This window comes from Polaromonas sp. P4_F6, from assembly GCF_056401275.1.
Genome location: NZ_JBFUJQ010000004.1, coordinates 50,461 through 69,292 on the forward strand (window position 1 = coordinate 50,461; position 18,832 = coordinate 69,292).

Annotated in this window: 20 protein-coding genes; 17 read left to right on the plus strand and 3 right to left on the minus strand. The window is 66.6% G+C overall.

All coding sequences use genetic code 11. The annotated features are described in order from the left end of the window. Positions 1 to 7 precede the first annotated feature (7 nt). The 15 genes from AC1DUN_RS11945 to AC1DUN_RS12015 all read left to right on the plus strand — a co-directional run bounded on the left by AC1DUN_RS11945 (position 8) and on the right by AC1DUN_RS12015 (position 12,909). On the plus strand, positions 8 to 382 hold the full coding sequence (locus AC1DUN_RS11945) for a flagellar protein FlaG (protein WP_477714138.1): 375 nt from the start codon (positions 8 to 10) through the stop codon (positions 380 to 382). 138 nt (positions 383 to 520) lie between these two features. After that, positions 521 to 1,966, plus strand: a complete 1,446-nt coding sequence (fliD, locus tag AC1DUN_RS11950) for a flagellar filament capping protein FliD (protein ID WP_477714139.1) — start codon at positions 521 to 523, stop codon at positions 1,964 to 1,966. A gap of 21 nt (positions 1,967 to 1,987) precedes the next feature. Further along, complete coding sequence (gene fliS / locus AC1DUN_RS11955; protein ID WP_477660944.1) at positions 1,988 to 2,473, plus strand: flagellar export chaperone FliS; 486 nt, start codon at positions 1,988 to 1,990, stop codon at positions 2,471 to 2,473. Positions 2,474 to 2,476: 3 nt separating this feature from the next. Continuing rightward, positions 2,477 to 2,824, plus strand: coding sequence for a flagellar protein FliT (locus AC1DUN_RS11960; protein ID WP_477714140.1), 348 nt, complete (start codon positions 2,477 to 2,479; stop codon positions 2,822 to 2,824). Then, a complete protein-coding gene (gene fliK / locus AC1DUN_RS11965) occupies positions 2,821 to 4,095 on the plus strand; it encodes a flagellar hook-length control protein FliK (RefSeq protein WP_477714141.1) in 1,275 nt (424 codons plus the stop codon). Before AC1DUN_RS11960 ends, fliK begins: the two co-directional genes overlap by 4 nt. Then, positions 4,088 to 4,405, plus strand: coding sequence for an EscU/YscU/HrcU family type III secretion system export apparatus switch protein (locus AC1DUN_RS11970; protein WP_477714142.1), 318 nt, complete (start codon positions 4,088 to 4,090; stop codon positions 4,403 to 4,405). Before fliK ends, AC1DUN_RS11970 begins: the two co-directional genes overlap by 8 nt. 277 nt (positions 4,406 to 4,682) lie before the next feature. Then, the gene (gene flhD, locus AC1DUN_RS11975; protein ID WP_036836995.1) at positions 4,683 to 5,000 is read left to right on the plus strand and encodes a flagellar transcriptional regulator FlhD; all 318 of its coding nucleotides are present in this window, start codon (positions 4,683 to 4,685) and stop codon (positions 4,998 to 5,000) included. Positions 5,001 to 5,045: 45 nt separating this feature from the next. After that, positions 5,046 to 5,675, plus strand: coding sequence for a flagellar transcriptional regulator FlhC (flhC, locus tag AC1DUN_RS11980; protein WP_477714143.1), 630 nt, complete (start codon positions 5,046 to 5,048; stop codon positions 5,673 to 5,675). A 42-nt stretch (positions 5,676 to 5,717) separates the two neighbouring features. Continuing rightward, on the plus strand, positions 5,718 to 6,581 hold the full coding sequence (gene motA, locus AC1DUN_RS11985) for a flagellar motor stator protein MotA (protein WP_074577822.1): 864 nt from the start codon (positions 5,718 to 5,720) through the stop codon (positions 6,579 to 6,581). Between the two features lie 33 nt (positions 6,582 to 6,614). Beyond that, on the plus strand, positions 6,615 to 7,577 hold the full coding sequence (motB, locus tag AC1DUN_RS11990) for a flagellar motor protein MotB (RefSeq protein WP_477714144.1): 963 nt from the start codon (positions 6,615 to 6,617) through the stop codon (positions 7,575 to 7,577). Then, a complete protein-coding gene (locus AC1DUN_RS11995) occupies positions 7,577 to 7,957 on the plus strand; it encodes a response regulator (RefSeq protein ID WP_477714145.1) in 381 nt (126 codons plus the stop codon). The genes motB and AC1DUN_RS11995 overlap by 1 nt, the downstream gene beginning before the upstream one ends. A 37-nt stretch (positions 7,958 to 7,994) precedes the next feature. Further along, entirely contained in the window at positions 7,995 to 10,058 is a 2,064-nt protein-coding gene (gene cheA, locus AC1DUN_RS12000) for a chemotaxis protein CheA (RefSeq protein ID WP_477714146.1), read from the plus strand. A gap of 322 nt (positions 10,059 to 10,380) precedes the next feature. After that, a complete protein-coding gene (locus tag AC1DUN_RS12005; protein ID WP_477714147.1) occupies positions 10,381 to 12,171 on the plus strand; it encodes a cytochrome c biogenesis protein DipZ in 1,791 nt (596 codons plus the stop codon). Between the two features lie 5 nt (positions 12,172 to 12,176). Further along, on the plus strand, positions 12,177 to 12,308 hold the full coding sequence (locus tag AC1DUN_RS12010; protein ID WP_477714148.1) for a hypothetical protein: 132 nt from the start codon (positions 12,177 to 12,179) through the stop codon (positions 12,306 to 12,308). A gap of 175 nt (positions 12,309 to 12,483) precedes the next feature. Continuing rightward, the gene (locus AC1DUN_RS12015; protein WP_477714149.1) at positions 12,484 to 12,909 is read left to right on the plus strand and encodes an organic hydroperoxide resistance protein; all 426 of its coding nucleotides are present in this window, start codon (positions 12,484 to 12,486) and stop codon (positions 12,907 to 12,909) included. A gap of 77 nt (positions 12,910 to 12,986) precedes the next feature. Here the strand turns inward: AC1DUN_RS12015 and AC1DUN_RS12020 are convergent, their stop codons facing one another. The 3 genes from AC1DUN_RS12020 to AC1DUN_RS12030 are packed head-to-tail and all read right to left on the minus strand — an operon-like array spanning position 12,987 to position 15,646. Next, entirely contained in the window at positions 12,987 to 14,312 is a 1,326-nt protein-coding gene (locus tag AC1DUN_RS12020) for an ATP-binding protein (protein ID WP_477714150.1), read from the minus strand. After that, positions 14,309 to 15,052, minus strand: a complete 744-nt coding sequence (locus AC1DUN_RS12025) for a response regulator (protein ID WP_477714151.1) — start codon at positions 15,050 to 15,052, stop codon at positions 14,309 to 14,311. Before AC1DUN_RS12025 ends, AC1DUN_RS12020 begins: the two co-directional genes overlap by 4 nt. Positions 15,053 to 15,112: 60 nt before the next feature. Continuing rightward, on the minus strand, positions 15,113 to 15,646 hold the full coding sequence (locus AC1DUN_RS12030) for a thioredoxin family protein (protein WP_477714152.1): 534 nt from the start codon (positions 15,644 to 15,646) through the stop codon (positions 15,113 to 15,115). A 462-nt stretch (positions 15,647 to 16,108) separates the two neighbouring features. Here AC1DUN_RS12030 and AC1DUN_RS12035 point away from each other — a divergent pair, with 462 nt between their 5' ends. Beyond that, positions 16,109 to 17,806 carry a ShlB/FhaC/HecB family hemolysin secretion/activation protein gene (locus tag AC1DUN_RS12035; RefSeq protein ID WP_477714373.1) on the plus strand — a complete coding sequence of 566 codons (1,698 nt, stop codon included), beginning with the start codon at positions 16,109 to 16,111 and terminating at the stop codon, positions 17,804 to 17,806. A gap of 33 nt (positions 17,807 to 17,839) precedes the next feature. Further along, the gene (locus AC1DUN_RS12040) at positions 17,840 to 18,766 is read left to right on the plus strand and encodes a hypothetical protein (RefSeq protein ID WP_477714153.1); all 927 of its coding nucleotides are present in this window, start codon (positions 17,840 to 17,842) and stop codon (positions 18,764 to 18,766) included. The last annotated feature ends 66 nt before the right edge of the window (positions 18,767 to 18,832 follow it).

Below are 18,832 nucleotides of genomic sequence, written 5' to 3' on the forward strand. Positions count from 1 at the left end.
GCCCCGCATGACTATTTCCGCCAACGCCGCCAACGCCGCCAATGCCGCCACGACCGCGACGGCCGCCGCGTGGCGCGATGCCGCGCCGCTGCCGCCCGCCCCTTCAGCCCGCGCCGGCGCGGCCCGCGAGCTGCCGGCCGAACCCCCGCCCAAGGCGCAGCCCGAACGCGAACGCAGCGCGCTGGCCGAGATCAACGAGTCCTTGCGCATGTCCTCCATCGGCGTGCAGTTCGAGTTCGACAAGGAGGCCGACACCATGGTCGTCAAGGTGGTCGACGTGGAGAGCGGCGAGCTGATCCGGCAGATGCCATCGGAAGAGGTGGTGCGGATTTCGCGCGCGCTCGGCAAGCTACAGGGCCTGCTGGTCCACCAGGCCGTTTAGTGCCGCTCAAAAACCCTCCCGGCGTTGTTGCGTCGCCTTGCCGTGCTGCTGCACTGTCTGCGGCGACGCGCCTGGCCAGGACCGCTTCGCTGGGTTTTGTGAGCAGCACTTTCATTCAAGAAGATTGAGGAATATTTCATGGCATCGATTTCAAGCCTGGGCGTCGGGTCCAACCTGAACCTGAACGACCTGCTCACCGACCTCACCAAGGCGGAAAGCCAGCCGCTGGTGCTGCTGCAAAAGCAGCAGATCAGCTACACCGCGAAGCTGTCGGCCTACGGCACGCTCAAAAACGCGCTCAGCACCCTGCAGACGGCGGCGGCCAAGCTGTCCGACGCCAATTTGTTCCAGGGCATCAAGACGACGTCCAGTGCGAGCGACGTGCTCTCGGCCACGGGCCAGGCCTCGGCCACCGCCGGCATTTACACGGTGGACGTGAGCCGGCTGGCCAGCGCGCAGTCGCTGGCCGCGGCCGGTGTCTCCAGCACCAAGGCCGCGGTGGGCAAGGGCACCGTCACCATAGATTTCGGCAGCATCTCGGGCGGAACATTCAACGACGCCACCGGCACCTACAGCGGCGCGAGCTTCACGCCGGACGCCGCGCGCGCCGCGAAGTCCATCGTGATCGACGACAGCAACAATTCGCTCGAGGGGCTGCGCGACGCGATCAACAAAAGCACCGACATCGGCGTGACGGCCAGCATCGTCAATGACGGCGGCGCTTCGCCCTACCGCCTGGTGCTGACCTCCAAGGAAACCGGCGAAGCTTCGAGCATGCGCATTTCCGTCGCCGGCGACGCCAGCCTGCAGGGCTTGCTCAACCATGACGCGTCGGGCGCGCAGGCCCTGCGGCAGACGGCGGCGGCCGGCAATGCGGCGCTCAAGGTCAACGGCATCCCGGTGAGCTCCAAAACCAACACGGTGGTCGACGCCGCGCCCGGCGTGACCATGACGCTGGCGAAAACCGGCACCAGCACGCTGACGGTGAGCCGGGACACCTCGGCGGTGGAGGCGGCCATCACCGGCTTCGTCACGGCCTACAACAGCCTGCAGACCACGGCGGCGCAGCTGACCAAATACGACACCGAAAAGCAGACCGGCGCAGCCCTGGTTGGCGACTCGACACTGCGCACCATACAGACGCGCATACGCGCGGCGCTCAACACGCCGCAGGCCGGCGAGCTCAAGGTGCTGTCGCGGGTCGGCGTGAGCTTCCAGAAGGACGGCACCCTGGCCTTCGACGCGTCCAAGCTCAAGGCCGCGTTCGCGGACAAGCAGGGCGCGGTGGCCGAGCTGTTCGCCGGCAACGGAACGACGGGCGGCATCGGCAAGCAGGTGTCCTCGCTGCTGGACGGCTTCACCAGCAGCACCGGCATGATCAGCGCGGCCGCGACCGGCGTGGAGACCACGCTGAAGTCGCTGGACAGCCAGTACACCGCGACCCAGAGCCGGGTGGACGCGACGATCGCGCGCTACAAGGCGCAGTTCACCCAGCTGGACCTGCTGGTCTCGCGCATGAACTCCACCGCCAGCTACCTGACCCAGCAATTCGCCAACATGAGCTCGAGCAATTCGAGCAAATAAGCCAGCCGGCCGTTACTCCCGATGCACACCCAGCCCCACACCCAACCCTATAGCTACCACCCGGGCGCCAGCGCCTATGCCAAGGTCGGCACCGAGAGCGCGGCCATGAGCGCCTCGCCGCACCAGCTGATCACCATGCTGTTCGACGGCGCCAAGACGGCCATCGCGATGGCGCGCCACCATATGGCGAACAAGGATATCGGCGCCAAGGGCCAGGCCATTTCCAAGGCCATCAATATCGTCGACAACGGCCTGAAGGCCAGCCTGGACGCGGACGCCGCGGGCGCGGCCGGCGCCCAGCTGGTGGCGGACCTGTCGGCGTTTTACGCCTATGTCACGCAACGCCTGCTGTATGCCAACCTGCGCAACGACCCGGCGCTGCTGGACGAGGCCGACCGGCTGCTGGACAGCGTGAGCTCGGCCTGGCGCGAGATCGATCCGCAGCGGCCGCGGCCGCCGCAGGTGCCGGCCGCGCCCGCGGTGTCGCGTTTTTCCACGGGGGCTTGAGGCATGGGATCACAAAGTGAAGTGATGCACTGCTACGAGCAGATCGCCCCGCTGACCGAGCGCATGCTGGTGCTGGCGCGCGCCAAGCAGTGGGGCGAGCTGCCCCGGCTTGAAGGGCAGTGCAGCAGCATGGTGGAGCGCCTGAAGGACATAGAGCCGCTGAGCACGCTGGACGAGGCGCAGTCGGCGCGCAAGTATGTGCTGCTGGGCCGCATCAGCGCCAACTCGAGTGAAATCGTCAACATGATCATGCCCCAGCTGTCCAGGCTGGTCGGCGTCATGAAAAGCCTGGACCGGCAGCGCAGCCTGCACAGGGCCTACGGCCAGCCGGACGACGCCTACCTGCCATGAGCGGCGTGACGCCTCTGGTGGATACCTTGCTGGCCACGCGGCTGGGGCAGCGCGTGGACCTGGTACCGCTGAAGGCGCAGGCTGAAATTGCCGGCCCGGGCGCCGTGGCGAATGTGCAGAAGGTGGACAACGACATCCGCCTGCCTTCGCGCGAGGCCTTGCAGCGCGAGCTGGGTGTGGGGCTTGTCGCTCGCAGCGGCATCCCGGCAAGCCCGGCCCCTGCCAGGGCCGAAGCCGCCGTCACCCTGAGCGCGGCCGCGCGCACGGTCAGCGCGCTGCTGGAGCTGCCGGTGGGCAGCACGCCCGCCGTGCGCGGCCAGGCGGTGCTGCAGCCCGACATGCGGGCCTCCGCGGTGCCGGTGCTGGCGGCCGCGCTGGCGCGCACGGTGGCCGAATCAGGGCTTTTTTACGAATCGCATCTGCAGCAATTCACGGCCGGCCAGCGTACGCTGGCGCAGCTGGCACGCGAGCCGCAAGCCGGCCTGGCCTTGCCGGCTGCGCAGTCACTGGATGTGAGCACCCCCTCACCGCCTGGTGCCGCCGGTTCCTCCTTGGCTTCTCTTGTGCTGCTGCTGGAGGAGATGGCGGCACTGCCGCCTGTTCCGCCCGCTCCGCCTGCTTCACGCGCCGCGCCTTCTTTGGCCGCGTCCCTGGGCAAAGCCGGCCAGCCCGAACCTACGGGCCAGTCCGTGACCTACGGGCCCAGCGGCCTGCCGGAGCCGGCGCCGCCCAGCCCGCACGATTTTTCGCTGCCCGAGGCCGACCCGCCCGTTTCCAGCGTTGCTTCCGTGGACAGCGCGCGCGACGGCCATCCCGCGGCGGCGATACATCCCGAAGCCCTGGGCCTGGTGCGCCAGCAGCTCGAGATGCTGGCGCAGCCGGTGTTCCGCTGGAGCGGCGAGGGCTGGCCCGGCGTTCCCATGGACTGGGAAATACACCAGGAAGGCCAGGAGCCCGAGCCAGGCCGCGAGCGCCAGGCCGGCGAGGGCGGCGCGGAAACCACGCCCGCCGCCTGGGTCACCCGCATGAGGCTGCAGCTGCCCCGGCTGGGAACGCTGGACGTGCGCCTGGGGCTTAACGGCACGGCGCTGCAGCTGCGCCTGGACGCCTCGCGGGACGGTACGGCGGCCGTGCTGAATCAGGCCGGCGGCCAGCTGTCGCGGCGCCTGCAAGGCGTGGGGCTGGCGCTCACGGACTTGCGCATAGGCGGTGCGGCCGGCATGGCCGACCCCGCAGATTCGGCGGATTCAGGGGGAAATGGCGATGCCTGACAAGTCGTCTGACGAGAGGGCGGAGGGCCGGGCCGGCAGCCCTCAGGGCCCCCGCGCCGAAGCCGTGGCGCTGTCCCTGGGCGCCGCCGGCGAGGCGCCAACCGTGGTGGCCAAGGGCTATGGCGCGGTCGCCGAAGCCATTGTCCAGCGTGCAAAAGACAGCGGCCTCTACGTTCACGCCTCGCTGGAATTGGTGAAATTGTTAATGCATGTAGATCTGGACAGCAGAATTCCGCCAAATTTGTACCTCGCTGTTGCAGAAATGCTCACATGGGTCCATCAATTAGAAAATGAAGAAAAGAGTACTTAAACATTAGTCAATCGATTTTCTATCAGCCTGAAATACCCATATTTTCATTAAATTCTTCGGTTTATTGCTAATTTTTCTTGTTTTGACGCTTAAATGTTATGTAATTGATAAATTTGATTTGTTCATGTAATTGTCAGTTTAATGTGTTAAAAATTGCAATTGAGAGGAAGTCGTACGACAAGCCGCTCAATCAATCTGTGACAGGTGACGAAATTGACTGTGATGGATGACTCGTTCACCGCTCTACATGCAAATTTTGAAAGAACAGGAACGCAACGTGATTGACACTGGTACCGCCAACGACATTGGCGACTTGAATTTGGCCTACCTGCTGCTCGCCAAGCGGCTGGTGACGGAGGACATTGCGCTGGCGATGTACCGGCTCGGCATGAGCCGGGAGCTGGCTGACCTGCTGGGCAGCCTGTCACTTTCCCAGATTGTGAAATTGGCGGGCTCCAGCCTGCTGCTGTGCCGTTTCCGCTTCGACGACCATCCCATGCTGTCGGCGCTGACCCTGGAAGGCAAGAACCCGGCGCTGCAGCAGGCGCATGCCGCGATCCTGTTGTCGGGCCAGCAGCTTGAGGCGGTCCGGTGATGTCCCGCGTTCCGGCCTCGAGCCGCTCCTTGCCCGGAAATCGCCATGGCCGGTAAAAGCGTGATCGTGGAGGCCAGGGAAATCCACCTGGCCATGGACCTGATCAAGCTGGGCGCCCGCCTGCAGTTCCTGGAGGCCGAAACCAGCCTGAGCCGGGACCGGCTGATCAAGCTCTACAAGGAGCTCAAGGGGACCTCCCCGCCCAAGGGCCTGCTGCCCTTTTCCACGGACTGGTTCATGACCTGGCTGTCCAACATCCACTCGTCGATGTTCTACAACATCTACCGCTTCATGGTGGTCCACGGCGGCTGCACGCGCATCAACGCCATCATCAAGAGCTACCGCCTGTACATCGAGCAGGTGCAGCAGCAGGGCGGCGAGCCGGTGCTGGACTTCACGCGGGCCTGGACGCTGGTGCGTTTTTTCGACAGCGACATGCTGCAGCTGAGCACCTGCACGCGCTGCACGGGCCTGTTTGTCGCCCACGCCCATGACTCGCAGAGCAACTATGTGTGCGTGCTGTGCCGCCCGCCCTCGCGCGCCGGCAAGACCCGCCCCTCGGGTGCCAAGCGCGACGAGGCCGAAGGCGGCAGCACCGCCGCCGCCGGCGGCACGCCCGCGATCTCCTCGTCGCAGTGGCTCGCCAATGTGATGAACAGCTCGCGCACCGCCTGAGGGCGGGGCGGCTTTTCTTTTTCAGATCCGCAGGAGAACCCCATGCTTGTCATCATCGGCTACCTCGTCGTCGTCGCCTCCGTCTTTGGCGGCTACGCCATGATGGGCGGGCATTTCGGGGTGCTGTACCAGCCGCTGGAGCTGCTCATCATCGGCGGGGCCGCCGTGGGCGCCTTCGTCGCGGGCAACGACGGCCGCACCATACGCGCCACCCTCAAGGAATTGCCCAAGCTGCTGGCCAGCTCGAAAAAACACGACAAGGCGCTCTACATGGAGCTGCTGGCCCTGCTCTACGTGCTGCTGTCCAAGGGCCGCAAGGACGGCATGATGGCGCTGGAGTCCGAGATCGACGACCCGCACAACAGCCCGCTGTTCGCGCCCTATACCGTGATCCTGGGCGACGCGCGGGTGCTGGAGTTCCTGACCGACTACCTGCGCCTGATCGTGAGCGGCAACACCGACCCCTTCGAGATCGAGCAGCTCATGGAGCACGAACTCGAAACCTACAAGCACGAGGCGGAGGTCCCGGCCCACAGCCTGGCGCGCGTGGGTGACGCGCTGCCGGCCCTGGGCATCGTGGCGGCCGTGCTGGGCGTGGTGCACGCGCTGGCCTCGGCCGACCTGCCGCCGGCCGAGATGGGCCAGCTGATCGCGCATGCCATGGTCGGCACCTTCCTGGGCATCCTGCTGGCCTACGGCTTTGTGTCGCCGCTGGCCACGCTCATCGAGCACAAGGTGGCGGAGTCGCTCAAGGCCTACCAGTGCATCAAGGTCACGCTGATGGCCAGCCTGAACGGCTATGCGCCGCAGCTCGCGGTGGAGTTCGGCCGCAAGATTTTGTACTCGACCGAGCGGCCGTCCTTCACCGAGCTGGACGGCCATGTGCGTGAGGTCAAGGCGCGCTGAGGCGGCCGGCCAACGCAATCCGGCGACATTGCCATGAGCGAAACCGCGCGAAGAATCATCGTCATACGGCGCCCCGTGAAGGCGGCTGCCCACCATGGCGGCGCCTGGAAGATCGCCTTCGCCGATTTCATGACGGCCATGTTCGCCTTCTTCCTGGTGCTGTGGATTCTGAGCATCTCCTCGCCCAGGCAGCTCGAGGGCATCGCCGACCAGTTCAAGATGCCGCTGCGGGTCGCCCTGGCCGGTGGCAAAAAAAGCAGCACCAGCACCAACGTGATTCCCGGCGGCGGCGCCGACCCCAGCCATGCGGACGGCGAAGTCCGGCAGGCGGCCGCTGACAGCGGCAAGGACCCGGACGACGGCCAGCGCCTGGAAGCGCTCAAGGAGCGGCTGGACAACATGATCGAGTCCAGCCCGGTGCTCAGGCAGTTCCGGCCCCAGCTGCTGATCGACATCACGCCCGAGGGCCTGCGCATCCAGATCGTGGACAGCAACAACCGGCCCATGTTCGACCGCTCCAGCGCCGTGGTGGTGAGCTATATGCGCAGCATCCTGCGCGAGATCGCCCCGGTGCTCAACGAGCAGCCCAACAAACTCACGCTGTCCGGCCACACCGACGCCACCGTGTACTCGCAGGGCGACAAGTCTTACAGCAACTGGGAGCTGTCGGCCGACCGGGCCAATGCCTCGCGGCGCGAGCTGGTGGCCGGCGGCATGCAGGACGGCAAGATCCTGCGCGTCATGGGCGTCTCGTCCAGCGTGCACCTGAACAACGACGACCCCTACGCGGCGGTCAACCGGCGCATCAGCATCCTGGTGCTGAACAAGCGCGCGCAGGCCGACATCGAAAGCGGCAATGCCGCGACCGCCAGCGCGCCCTTTCTTGCGGCCGGCAAGGGCGCGAGGGCCGCCGGCAGCGCCGGCCCCGGGATCAAGCCGGCCGGCGCGCCGCGGGCGCTGAACCCCGGCCCCGCCCAACCTGAAAGCCGGACCTGATGCACAAAAAAACCATCCTGGTGGTCGACGACTCGGCCGTGATGCGCCACCTCAATTCCGCCGTCCTCGAAGAGGGCGGCTACCAGGTGCTGCTGGCCGGCGACGGCCAGGCCGCGCTGGAGCGGATGGTGGACACCCCCGTGGACCTGGTGCTGACCGACTGGACCATGGTCCCCATGGACGGCTGCGAGCTCACGCGCCGGCTGCGCGCGCGGCCCGCCTCCGCGGCCCTGCCCATCCTGGTGCTCAGCACCCTGAGCAACGAGGCCAGCAAGGCCGACGCGCGGCAGGCCGGTGCCACCGGCTGGCTGTGCAAACCGATAGAGCCCGACACGCTGCTGGCCGTGGTGGGCAGCCTGATGAACCCGGCGCGGGCCTGAGGCCGGCGCGGCAGCCAACAAGAGAAACCTTTCCCCTATGGACATCACCCAGTTCTACCAGACATTTTTTGAAGAAGCCGACGAGTTGCTGGCCGAGATGGAACAGCTGTTCCTGGGCCTGGACCTGGAGGCGCCCGACGGCGAACACCTCAACGCGGTGTTTCGCGCCGCGCATTCCATCAAGGGCGGCGCGGCCACCTTCGGTTTTGCCGCGCTGACCGACACCACCCACCTGCTGGAAAACCTGCTGGACCGGGCGCGCCACGGCGAGCTCAAACTCAATACCAAGATGATGGATGCCTTTCTGGAGACCAAGGACGTGTTGCAAAAACAATTGAGCGCCTACAGGGCCGGCACCGAGCCCGAAGCCGGCATGGTGGCCGAGATCTGCGCGGTGCTGCAGCAGCTCGCGCTGGAAGCCGGCGGAGAGCCGCCCGCGCCGCCCGTTGTGGCCGCGCCGCCGGCGCCGGCACCCGTGGCCCAGCCGCAGGCAGAGCCCGTGGCCGCGGCCGAGCGGACCCTGAAAGTGCGCTTTTCCAAGGTGTCGGAGAACGACTGCAAGCTGCTCAGCCAGGAGATGGCCAACCTGGGCCAGGTGACGGCGCAGACCCAGGAGGAGGGCAGCCTGACCATCTGGCTCAAGACCGGCTGCGACGGCAACGACGTCGTCGCGGTCTGCTGTTTCATCATCGAGGCCGAGCAGATCGACATCCATGAGGAAGGCGCGCCCGCCGCGCCAGCCCAGCCGGTGGAGGCGCAGCAAGTTGAAGCGGCCGCGCCGCAGCCTGCAAGCCAGTCCGCGCCCGCCGCCGCAAACGCGCCGGCCGCCGCCGCGGTGCAGAACAAGGAATCGAGCTCGATACGCGTGGACGTCGAAAAAGTCGACCAGATCATCAACCTGGTGGGCGAGCTGGTGATCACCCAGTCCATGCTGACGCAGACCGCCTCCCTGCTGGACCCGGTGGTGCACGAGCGCCTGCTCAGCGGCATGGGCCACCTGGAGCGCAATGCGCGCGACCTGCAGGAATCCGTCATGTCCATACGCATGATGCCCATGGACTATGTGTTCAGCCGCTTCCCGCGCCTGATCCGCGACCTCTCGGCCAAGCTCGGCAAGCAGGTGCAGCTGGTCACGGTCGGCAAGGAGACCGAGCTCGACAAAAGCCTGATCGAGCGCATCATCGACCCCATCACCCACCTGGTGCGCAACAGCCTGGACCACGGCATCGAAGGCCCGGAGCGCCGCGCCTACGCCGGCAAGGACCCGGTGGGCCGGCTGACGCTGTCGGCCCAGCACCAGGGCGGCAGCATCGTGATCGAGGTCAAGGACGACGGCGGCGGCCTGGTGCGCGAAAAAATCCTGGCCAAGGCGCTGCAGCAGGGCATGCCGGTCAGCGAGTCCATGCCGGACGAGGACGTCTGGCAGCTGATCTTCGCGCCGGGCTTTTCCACCGCCGAAGCGATCACCGACGTGTCGGGCCGCGGCGTCGGCATGGACGTGGTCAAGCGCAACATCCACGAGATGGGCGGCCATGTGGAGATCGCCTCCGTCCAGGGCAAGGGCACGACCATACGTATCGTGCTGCCGCTGACGCTGGCCATCCTCAACGGCATGTCGGTCAAGGTCGGCGAGGAGGTCTACATCCTGCCGCTGAACTACGTCATCGAATCCCTGCAGCCGCTGGACAAGGACGTGCATTCCATCACCGCCGACGAGCACGTCATGCATGTGCGCGGCGAATACCTGGCCTTGCTCGAGCTGCACAAGCTCTTCGACGTGGCCGGCGCGGTGCGTGTGCCCACCCAGGGCATCGCCGTCATCGTGCAGGCCGAGGGCACGCGCTTCGCGCTGCTGGTCGACCAGCTCGTGGGCCAGCACCAGGTCGTGGTGAAAAACCTGGAGACCAACTACCGCAAGGTGCCCGGCATTTCGGGCGCGACCATCCTGGGCGACGGCAATGTCGCGCTCATCATCGACGTGGCGGCCGTTCAGCGCGCCAACCGCGACAAGGCGGCCCAGCGCGGCCAGGCGCGCCCGGCGCTGGTGGCGGCCGCGGCGGCCGCCGCGTCGCGCGCGCTGGAGGTGGCGATGGCGGCCTGAGGCCCCCGGTGGTGCCCGGGCCACGCCGGACGCCGGGATGGTCAAATTTTGGGCATCCGGCGGCGCGCCAGTGCCGGCGTGGCTCCGCGGGCCTGTGCAAAGGTTTATCCACAGGGTAGCCCACAGCAACTGAGGGTAAGTTTTGTGTGCCGTGGGGTGGCCGCCGCAGGCGCGCCAGGCGGGACCGGCCACGGTTTTGTATGCCTGTGTATCCGCGCCGGCCGCGGATACAGCCGCATGCCATGAGGCGGTGCGGGCGACAGAGCGCGGATACGCAAGGGCGGTTCAATCATGGGGTGCCCACTCCTGAACCCGCCAGACCATGAGCTTCCTTATCCTTGCCTTTGCCGCCGGTGTGCTGACCATCGTCAGCCCCTGCATTCTTCCGGTCCTGCCCTTTGTGCTGGCGCGCGCCGGCAAGCCCTTTCTGCGCAACGGCCTGCCCATGCTGCTGGGCATGGCCCTGGCTTTTACCGCGGTGGCCACGCTGGCCGCCGTGGGCGGCGGCTGGGCGGTGCAGGCCAATGAATACGGGCGCATCGCGGCGCTGGGCCTGCTGGCCGTGTTTGCGCTGACCTTGCTGTTTCCGCAACTGGCCGACCGGCTGGCCCGGCCGCTGGTGGCGCTGGGTGCGCGCATGGCCTCTTCCGGTGAAGGCGGCGAAGGCGGGAACCCTTCGCTGCTGTCCTCGCTGGTGCTGGGTGCGGCCACCGGATTGCTGTGGGCGCCCTGCGCGGGCCCGGTGCTGGGCCTGATCCTTACCGGCGCCGCCATCCAGGGCGCGAACGCGGGCACCTCCTTGCTGCTGTTGGCCTATGCGGGCGGCGCGGCGACTTCACTGGCGCTGTCGCTGCTGGTGGGTGGGCGCGTGTATGCGCTGCTGCGGCGTTCCCTGGGCATCAGTCAATGGGCCAGGCGCGCCATGGGCGCGGCGGTGCTGGCTGGTGTGGTGCTGATCGCCACGGGGCTGGACACGGGGCTCTTGAGCCAGCTGTCGCTGGGCAGCACCTCAAGGATTGAACAAACGCTGATCAATGTCTTTCAGGCGCAGGTGCCGCGCGATGGGCAAATGACGGTGGCCGATGCCATCCCGCTCGCCGCCGCAAAAGCCGAAACTGCGCCCGTACCTGCATCCATACCCACAGCCTGGCAGGACAGCACCTTCGCGCCGCTGGCCGGCGCCACCGGCTGGATCAACACGGCGCCGCTGGCCGGCGCGGACTTGCGCGGCAAGGTGGTACTGGTTGATTTCTGGACTTACTCCTGCATCAACTGCCTGCGCACGCTGCCCTATATCCGCGCCTGGGCCGACAAATACCGCGAGGCCGGCCTGGTCGTGCTCGGCGTGCATTCGCCGGAGTTCGCGTTTGAAAAAAACGAAAGCAATGTACGCAGGGCCGTCAAGGACCTGGGCATCCAATACCCCGTCGCCATCGACAGCCGGCATGCGATCTGGCGCGGCTTCGAGAACCAGGCCTGGCCGGCGCTGTATTTTGTCGATGCCCAGGGCAGGGTGCGCCACCAGGTGTTTGGCGAAGGGCAGTACGAGGCCTCCGAGCGCCTGATCCAGAAACTGCTGGCCGAAAGAAACGGCCAGGGCATGCGCGATGCCGGCCTGGTCGCCGTGCGGGGCGAGGGCGTGCAGGCCGCGCCCGGCGACCGGGTGCTGTCGGGCGAAACCTATGTGGGCCATGAGCGCGCGGTGAACTTTGTGCCCGCCGGTGGCCTGCAGGCCGACCGTGCGCAGCGCTACGAGGCGGCCGCGAGTGTGGCGCTGAACCACTGGACTTTGGGTGGGCAGTGGCTGGTGGAAGCTGAACGCGCCGTCGCGCCACAGGCCGGCGCGCGCCTGGCCTACCGCTTTCGCGCACGCGACCTGCACCTGGTGCTGGGCCGCGATGCCGGCGCGGCGCCGGTACGCTTTCGTGTGCTTGTCGACGGCAAGCCGCCGGCCCAAAGCCACGGCAGCGACATCGCGGCGGACGGCAGCGGCGTGATTGACGCGCACCGGCTCTACCAGCTGGTCAGGCTGCCGGCCTCGGCCGGCGACCATTTGTTCGAGATCGAGTTCCTGGACCCCGGTGCGCAGGTGTATGCCTTCACCTTTGGCTGAACATCATGAAAAAACTCTGGATGGCCTTGACGTTTTTGGTGGGCGGTTTTGCGCAGGAGCTGCGCAACCCGCTCAGTTGCCAATGCATCGGCGCCCGGCCTGCGGTCGTGTGGCGCGCGGGCCGCGAGCCCGGCTGACGGCTGCCGGGCGAGAGATTTGTACCGCAGTGTGTCCAGCAGCCTTGCGCGTACAGAACATTGCGTTGCCGAGATATCGCCGACAAACCGGCGCCTTGTAATTCATCTGTGCTTCGCGAACGCCAGGGGCGCTCTTCCCGACGCATCTTTTTTTAACCCTCCATAAGGAAACACCATGACAGCCATCAACCTTCTCGACAAAGTCCTGTACACCGGCAGGACCCACACCACCGGCGGGCGCAACGGGGAATCCCGCAGCGCCGACGGCCGCCTGGACATCAAGCTCTCCCCACCCGGCAGCGCCGGCCAGGGCACCAACCCCGAGCAGTTGTTCGCGGCCGGCTGGTCGGCCTGCTTTATAGGCGCCATGGGCCGTGCCGCCGCCGCGCAAAAAGTCAGCCTGCCGGCCGGCGTGGCCGTCGATGCCGAGGTGGACCTGGGTACGGCCGGCGAGGCCTTCTTCCTGCAGGCACGCCTGAACGTCCTCCTTCCGGGCCTGGACAGCGCGACGGCGCGCGCCATCGTGGATGCGGCCCACCAGCTGTGCCCTTACTCCAAGGCCACGCGCGGCAATATCGATGTGGAGATCAACCTGGTCTAAGAGCCGCTCTAAGCCTGCAGACCGCGCACGGCCAAGCCGGCCTGCCCGAGTGATCGGGCAGGCCGGCTTTTTTGATGTCAGGGTTCAGCGGGCGAAGAAGCGGGCAGCACCAACCGTGCCGCCAGCCCGCCGCCGGTCCGGTTGGCCAGGCTCAGGCGGGCACCTATCGATGCGGCCAGTTGCTGCGCAATGGCCAGGCCCAGGCCGGTGCCGCCGGTATCGCGGTTCCTGGAGCTTTCCACGCGGTAAAAGGGCTGCAGCACGGCCTCGAGTTCGGACTCGGGAATGCCGGGCCCGCGGTCCAGTACCGAGATCTCTATGGCCTGGCCGGCATTGACATGCACGGCCAGCTCGACCTCCTTGCCGAACTTGAGCGCGTTGTCGCTGAGGTTGCTCAGGATGCGGCGCAGTGCCAGCGGCCGGCTCATCACGGGGCTGCCGACCCGCCCGCTCACCGTGACTTGCTTGCCGGCGTCCTCGTAGTCGCAGCGCAAGGTGTCCAGCAGGGCGTCGAGGTCCACCCTGCGCGGCGCCTCGTCGGCGCCGTGCAGGCTGCGCGCATAGGCCAGCGCCTCGCGCACCAGGGCCACCATTTCATCAAGGTCGTGCTGCAGCTTGCCGCGCTGTTCTTCGTCGTCCATCAGGTCGGTGCGCAGCCGCATGCGCGTGATGGGCGTCTGCAGGTCGTGCGAAATGGCGGCCAGGATTTGCGTGCGCTCGGCCAGGTAGCCGGCGATGCGCCGCTGCATGGCGTTGAAGGCGCTGGAGGCGCGCGCCACCTCGGTCGGCCCGCCTTCGGGCAGCGCCGTGCCCTTGAGGTCGGGGCCCAGCGCGTCGGCCGCATGGGCCAGGCGCCGCAGCGGCTGGGTCGCGATGCGCACCGCAAAAAAAGCGCAGACGGCCAGCAGCGACAGCTGCAGCAGCAGCAGCGCCGGCAGCCAGGGCGAGATCGGCGTGGCCGCGGCCCAGAGGTTGATGGTCACCGGCGCGCCGTCACTCAGGCGCAGGTGGATGTGCACACGTTTTGGGTCGCCGGGAATGGCATTGACCGTGACCTGGTAGCGCTTGTCCACCGCGTGGGCGATCGATGCGCTGACGCGTGCCACGATCTCGTTGTCGCCGCCCTGATCGGTGATGCCGCCGTCCAGCTGGTAGCGGTAATTCTTGCGGTCTATCAGCGGCAGCCAGTTGGGGCGCTCGGCCGCAGGCACGCGGTCCAGGATGGCGACGGAGCTGGTGATGTCTTTTTCGAGGTTGTCCAGCATCAGGTCGCGGCCCACCAGGCCGCGCTCATACATCACCAGCAGGTAGGACATGGCCTGGGCCGCCAGTATGCCCAGCAGCAGGATCAGCATCAGCCGCGCGAACAGGCTGTGCGGCCAGCGCCGGCGGGCCTCGGTCATGCGGCCTCCGGCCGGCCCTGCACCGCGGCGCTGAACACATAACCCTCGCTGCGCACCGTCTTGATGTAGCGCGGCTCGCGCGCCCCGTCGCCCAGGCGCTGGCGCAGCCGGCTCACCAGCAGGTCTATGGAGCGCTCGAACAATTCGGCGTCGCGCCCCTGCGTGAGGTTGAGCAACTGGTCGCGGTTGAGCACGCGCTGCGGATGGTCCAGGAAGACGCGCAGCAGCCGGTATTCGGCGCCGCTGAGCGGCACCAGCGTGCCGCTGGCGTCCAGCAGGTGGCGGCCGGTGGTGTCGAGCTGCCAGTCGCCGAAGCTCAGCAGGTGCGAGCTTTCTTCCACCTGCAGATTCGGCGGCAGCATGCGCGTGCGGCGCAGCACCGAGCGTATGCGCGCCAGCAGCTCGCGCGCCGCGAAAGGCTTGGCCAGGTAGTCGTCAGCGCCCATCTCCAGGCCCAGGATGCGGTCGGCCTCCTCGTTGCGCGCGGTCAGCATCAATATGGGAATGGTCTTGTGCTTGCCGGCGCGCAGGTCGCGGCACAGGGTCAGGCCGTCCTCGCCGGGCAGCATCAGGTCCAGCACGATGAGGTCCACCGCCGCGTTCTCCAGCGCCGCGCGCATGTGCCGGCCCGACTCCACCTTGGTCACGCGCAGGCCGTTTTTCTCGAGGTAGCTGCCCAGCAGCTCCCGGATCTCGCGGTCGTCGTCAACTATGAGGATGTGGTCTGGCTGCTGCTGCATGGCTGTCCTGGAGAAATGCGTGACCCCGGCATTTTGCGCCAGGCCCGGGGCAGGGCGGGCTTATTGAGCCAGGAGCGCCTGTATGGTTTTTTCGGTCTCGGCGTAACGCCCCTCGCCGAAGTGGCTGTAGACAATCATGCCTTTTTTGTCGACCAGGTAAATGGCGGGCCAGTAGTTGTTGCTGAAGGCGCGCCAGGTGGCATAACTGTTGTCCTGCGCCACGGCATGCTGTATGCCCAGGCGCTCCATCGCGGCCTTGACGTTCTTCGTCGATTTTTCATACGCGAACTCCGGCGTGTGCACACCCACCGTCACCAGGCCCTGGCTTTTGTACTTCTCATGCCAGGACTTCACGGCCGGCAGATGGTTCAGGCAGTTGATGCAGGTATAGGTCCAAAAATCAATGAGCACCACCTTGCCCTGAAGATCCGCCATGCGCAGCGGCGCCGAGTTGAGCCAGCTGTCTATGCCCGCGAACTCAGGCGCGACCGTGGGCGCGCGGCCCAGCGAAAAGAAAGCCGAGGCATCAGGCATGGCAAAGGCGGCGGCTGTCGCTACGGCAGCGGTGGCCAGGAATTGGCGGCGAGCGCTCATGGTCGGGTCCTTGTGATGAGGGGATGAAACGCGGCGCCGGGGAAAGCAGCCGCCCATGCAGGCATTGGAAGGCCGCGAGGTATCCCGGGTGTGTCCTGCCAAGGGCGATGCGTATGGCCGGGTATCGCAGGAATGCGTGGACACAGTGGCATACAAAAAACCGCTCACCCACCCGGTTGCGCTGTATTTTGCTGAGCCCTCTTACTAATTAAGTGTGGTTTCCCGATAAAACCAACACCAACCGCTCGGAAAAGGACGAAGTTACAGCTTTCTTGTTACTAAAAAATTACACTTGTTTGCATGTCCGGCAAAGGGCCCGGCAATAAAAAAACGGAATCAGGGAGAGCGTGATTGGCCAAGCCACACGATGACTTGGGTAGATCACTCGAGGCGGTGCCGCAGCGCACCCAACCATCTGTCAAACCACACAGCGGCGCGCGCAAACTCTGCGCCGGCCTGGCCATGGCCGTCCTGGCCGGCCATGTCTGGGCCCAGCCCGCGCCGCTCAGCAGCGCCGACCAGGAACAGCGCCGCGCCCAGGAACGTGAGCGCTTGCTGCGCGAGCAGCAGGAGAGGGCGCCCGATGTGCGCCTTCCCCCCGCGCCGCAGGCCGAAGCCGACAGGCTGCCGCCCGCCGAGTCGCCCTGCCTGCCCATCCGCGAGCTGAAACTGCGCAGCGTCGCCGGCGAGCCGGCCGCACTGGCTTCGCAATTCGCCTGGGCGCTGGATGCGGCGGCCGGCCCCGATGCCAACGATGCGCCGCTGGGCCGCTGCCTGGGCACCCAGGGCATCGCCATCGTGATGAAGCGCCTGCAGAACGCCGTCATCGCGCGCGGCTACGTCACCACCCGCATCCTGGCCGAACCGCAGGACCTGAACACCGGCGTGCTCACGCTGACGCTGGTCCCCGGCCGCATACGCGCCATCCGGTTTTCCGAAGGCAGCGACGCGCGCGGCAACGCCTGGACGGCCATGCCCGTCAAGCCGGGCGAGCTGCTGAACCTGCGCGACATCGAGCAGGCCCTGGAAAACTTCAAGCGCGTGCCCACGGCCGAGGCCGACATCCAGATCGAAGAAGCCAAAGGCAACGACGCCAAACCCGGCCAGAGCGACCTGGTCATCAGCTACCGCCAGGGTTTCCCTTTGCGCGTTTCCGTCTTTGCCGACGACAGCGGCTCCAAAGCCACCGGCAAGTACCAGGGCGGCATCACGCTGTCTTACGACAACTGGTGGACGCTCAACGACCTGTTTTATGTCTCGCTCAACACCGACCTGGGCGGCGGCGAGCCCGGCAGCCGCGGCACACGCGGCAGCACCGTGCATTACTCGCTGCCCCTGGGCTACTGGACGCTGGGCGCCACCGTCAGCGACAACCGCTACTTCCAGAGCGTGGCCGGCGCCACCCAGGACTATGTCTACCGCGGCACCAGCAGCAATGCCGAGATCAAGCTCTCGCGCCTGGTGTATCGCGACGCCAGCCGCAAGAGCACCGTCAGCCTCAAGGCTTTCCAGCGCCGCTCCAACAACTTCATCGACGACACCGAGGTCGAGGTGCAGCGCCGCGTGGTCGGCGGCTGGGAATTCGGCATCGGCCACAAGGAGTTCATAGGCCAGGCCACACTCGAAGGCAACCTCGCCTACAAGCGCGGCACCGGCGCTTTCGGCTCGCTGCCCGCGCCCGAGGAAGCTTTTGGCGAGGGCACTTCGCGTTTTGCGGTGATCAACGCCGACGCCAACCTGCAGCTGCCCTTCAAGCTGGCCGGCATAGGCCTGCGCTACAGCGCCGCCTGGCGCCTGCAGCACAACCGCACGCCGCTGACGCCGCAAGACCGCTTCTCCATCGGCGGGCGCTACACCGTGCGCGGCTTTGACGGCGAATCCTCGCTGAGCGCCGAGCGTGGCTGGCTGCTGCGCAATGAACTCAGCACGCTGCTGGGCGAGACCGGCCAGGAGCTTTACATCGGCCTGGACCACGGTGAAGTCGGCGGCCCCGGCAGCGAGCTGCTGGTCGGCAAGCGCCTGACAGGCGCCGCCATCGGCCTGCGCGGCAGCTTCAAGAAGCTGCAGTACGACTTCTTCATAGGCGCGCCCGTCAAAAAGCCTGAACTGTTTCGCACCGCCGGCAGCACTTTGGGCGTGAGCCTGAGCGCCAGTTTCTAGTCATTCGTTTTTATTTCAATCGGAGTCTTCTTTATGCCCGTTTTTTCCAAGAGCAGTACCTGCGCAGTTGTCATCGCCAACCTCATGGCTTGGGGCCCCGGCGCATTCGCGCAGCAAGCTGCAGCGCCGGACGCGGCCGCGCCCACGGCCACACCGGCAACTGCGCCCCAGACGGCGGAAGTACGCACACCCTCACCGGACGCATCCGTGGCGGCCGTTCCGCCGGCCGTGCCGGTGGTCGGCACGTCCACATCCGGCGACGCCGTTGCGCCTGTCGCCACCGCCACGCCGCTGCCTGAAACAGCGGCTACACCCGTGGCAACGGCCCCGACACAGTTGGCGGTGAGCTACTCCCGTTTTGGACCCGACAACGTGGCCGTCAAGGAAGTGATGGATGAGTTGCGCGTGGTGCGTCCGCAGGCCACCCACAACGCCGTCGGCCAGCAGGTCGTCCTCAATGTGGCGATGATGCTGCTGAGCGGCGGTCGTGCGCTCAGCTTCCAGGGCGTCAGCAAGGACAACTTTGCCGGCATCTCGCCCGAAGGCGCCGTGAACACCGCACGGCTGACCAATCCGGCACGCACTTTGCTGCCCGGAGAACTGCAGCAGCGTGTGAGCGCCTGGCTTGCCGGCCAGGACAAGACCCGCGACATGAAATTCGCCGGCAACCTGGTCGTCAATTCCGCGACCTGGCGGCTGGTCTACAACAGCCTTGACCCCGCAGACACAAGCTATCGCTTGCGCCTGGAAACCGAGATATTCAAGGTGCGCGAGTCTTCCGCCTTCTTCATGCCCAAAGTCCGCGCCGGGAAGTCCTGCAAATACGAAAGCGACGCTCGTCCCATGAGCGAGTGGCAGGCTGGCGACTACCAGGCCGTGGTGGACCTCGCGCCCGTGGCGGTAAACCAATGCGCCACGGAGTTTGCGGCGCAGCTTGCCGACCTGCTCGAACTCAACTGATCCGCCACGTCGCTCCACGCCCCGCCTTTGGGGCCTGCATTGTCCCGTTCCATTTCTTTTTCCCTG

Coding starts and splice junctions, on each gene's coding strand:
- AC1DUN_RS12030 (WP_477714152.1), bottom strand. CDS start 15,646: ATGAGCGCTCGCCGCCAATTCCTGGCCACCGCTGCCGTAGCGACAGCC.
- motA (WP_074577822.1), top strand. CDS start 5,718: ATGCTTGTCATCATCGGCTACCTCGTCGTCGTCGCCTCCGTCTTTGGC.
- fliD (WP_477714139.1), top strand. CDS start 521: ATGGCATCGATTTCAAGCCTGGGCGTCGGGTCCAACCTGAACCTGAAC.
- fliK (WP_477714141.1), top strand. CDS start 2,821: ATGAGCGGCGTGACGCCTCTGGTGGATACCTTGCTGGCCACGCGGCTG.
- AC1DUN_RS11995 (WP_477714145.1), top strand. CDS start 7,577: ATGCACAAAAAAACCATCCTGGTGGTCGACGACTCGGCCGTGATGCGC.
- AC1DUN_RS11960 (WP_477714140.1), top strand. CDS start 2,477: ATGGGATCACAAAGTGAAGTGATGCACTGCTACGAGCAGATCGCCCCG.
- flhC (WP_477714143.1), top strand. CDS start 5,046: ATGGCCGGTAAAAGCGTGATCGTGGAGGCCAGGGAAATCCACCTGGCC.
- AC1DUN_RS11970 (WP_477714142.1), top strand. CDS start 4,088: ATGCCTGACAAGTCGTCTGACGAGAGGGCGGAGGGCCGGGCCGGCAGC.
- AC1DUN_RS12020 (WP_477714150.1), bottom strand. CDS start 14,312: ATGACCGAGGCCCGCCGGCGCTGGCCGCACAGCCTGTTCGCGCGGCTG.
- motB (WP_477714144.1), top strand. CDS start 6,615: ATGAGCGAAACCGCGCGAAGAATCATCGTCATACGGCGCCCCGTGAAG.
- AC1DUN_RS12025 (WP_477714151.1), bottom strand. CDS start 15,052: ATGCAGCAGCAGCCAGACCACATCCTCATAGTTGACGACGACCGCGAG.
- AC1DUN_RS12040 (WP_477714153.1), top strand. CDS start 17,840: ATGCCCGTTTTTTCCAAGAGCAGTACCTGCGCAGTTGTCATCGCCAAC.
- AC1DUN_RS11945 (WP_477714138.1), top strand. CDS start 8: ATGACTATTTCCGCCAACGCCGCCAACGCCGCCAATGCCGCCACGACC.
- fliS (WP_477660944.1), top strand. CDS start 1,988: ATGCACACCCAGCCCCACACCCAACCCTATAGCTACCACCCGGGCGCC.
- AC1DUN_RS12015 (WP_477714149.1), top strand. CDS start 12,484: ATGACAGCCATCAACCTTCTCGACAAAGTCCTGTACACCGGCAGGACC.
- cheA (WP_477714146.1), top strand. CDS start 7,995: ATGGACATCACCCAGTTCTACCAGACATTTTTTGAAGAAGCCGACGAG.
- AC1DUN_RS12005 (WP_477714147.1), top strand. CDS start 10,381: ATGAGCTTCCTTATCCTTGCCTTTGCCGCCGGTGTGCTGACCATCGTC.
- AC1DUN_RS12035 (WP_477714373.1), top strand. CDS start 16,109: ATGGCCGTCCTGGCCGGCCATGTCTGGGCCCAGCCCGCGCCGCTCAGC.
- AC1DUN_RS12010 (WP_477714148.1), top strand. CDS start 12,177: ATGAAAAAACTCTGGATGGCCTTGACGTTTTTGGTGGGCGGTTTTGCG.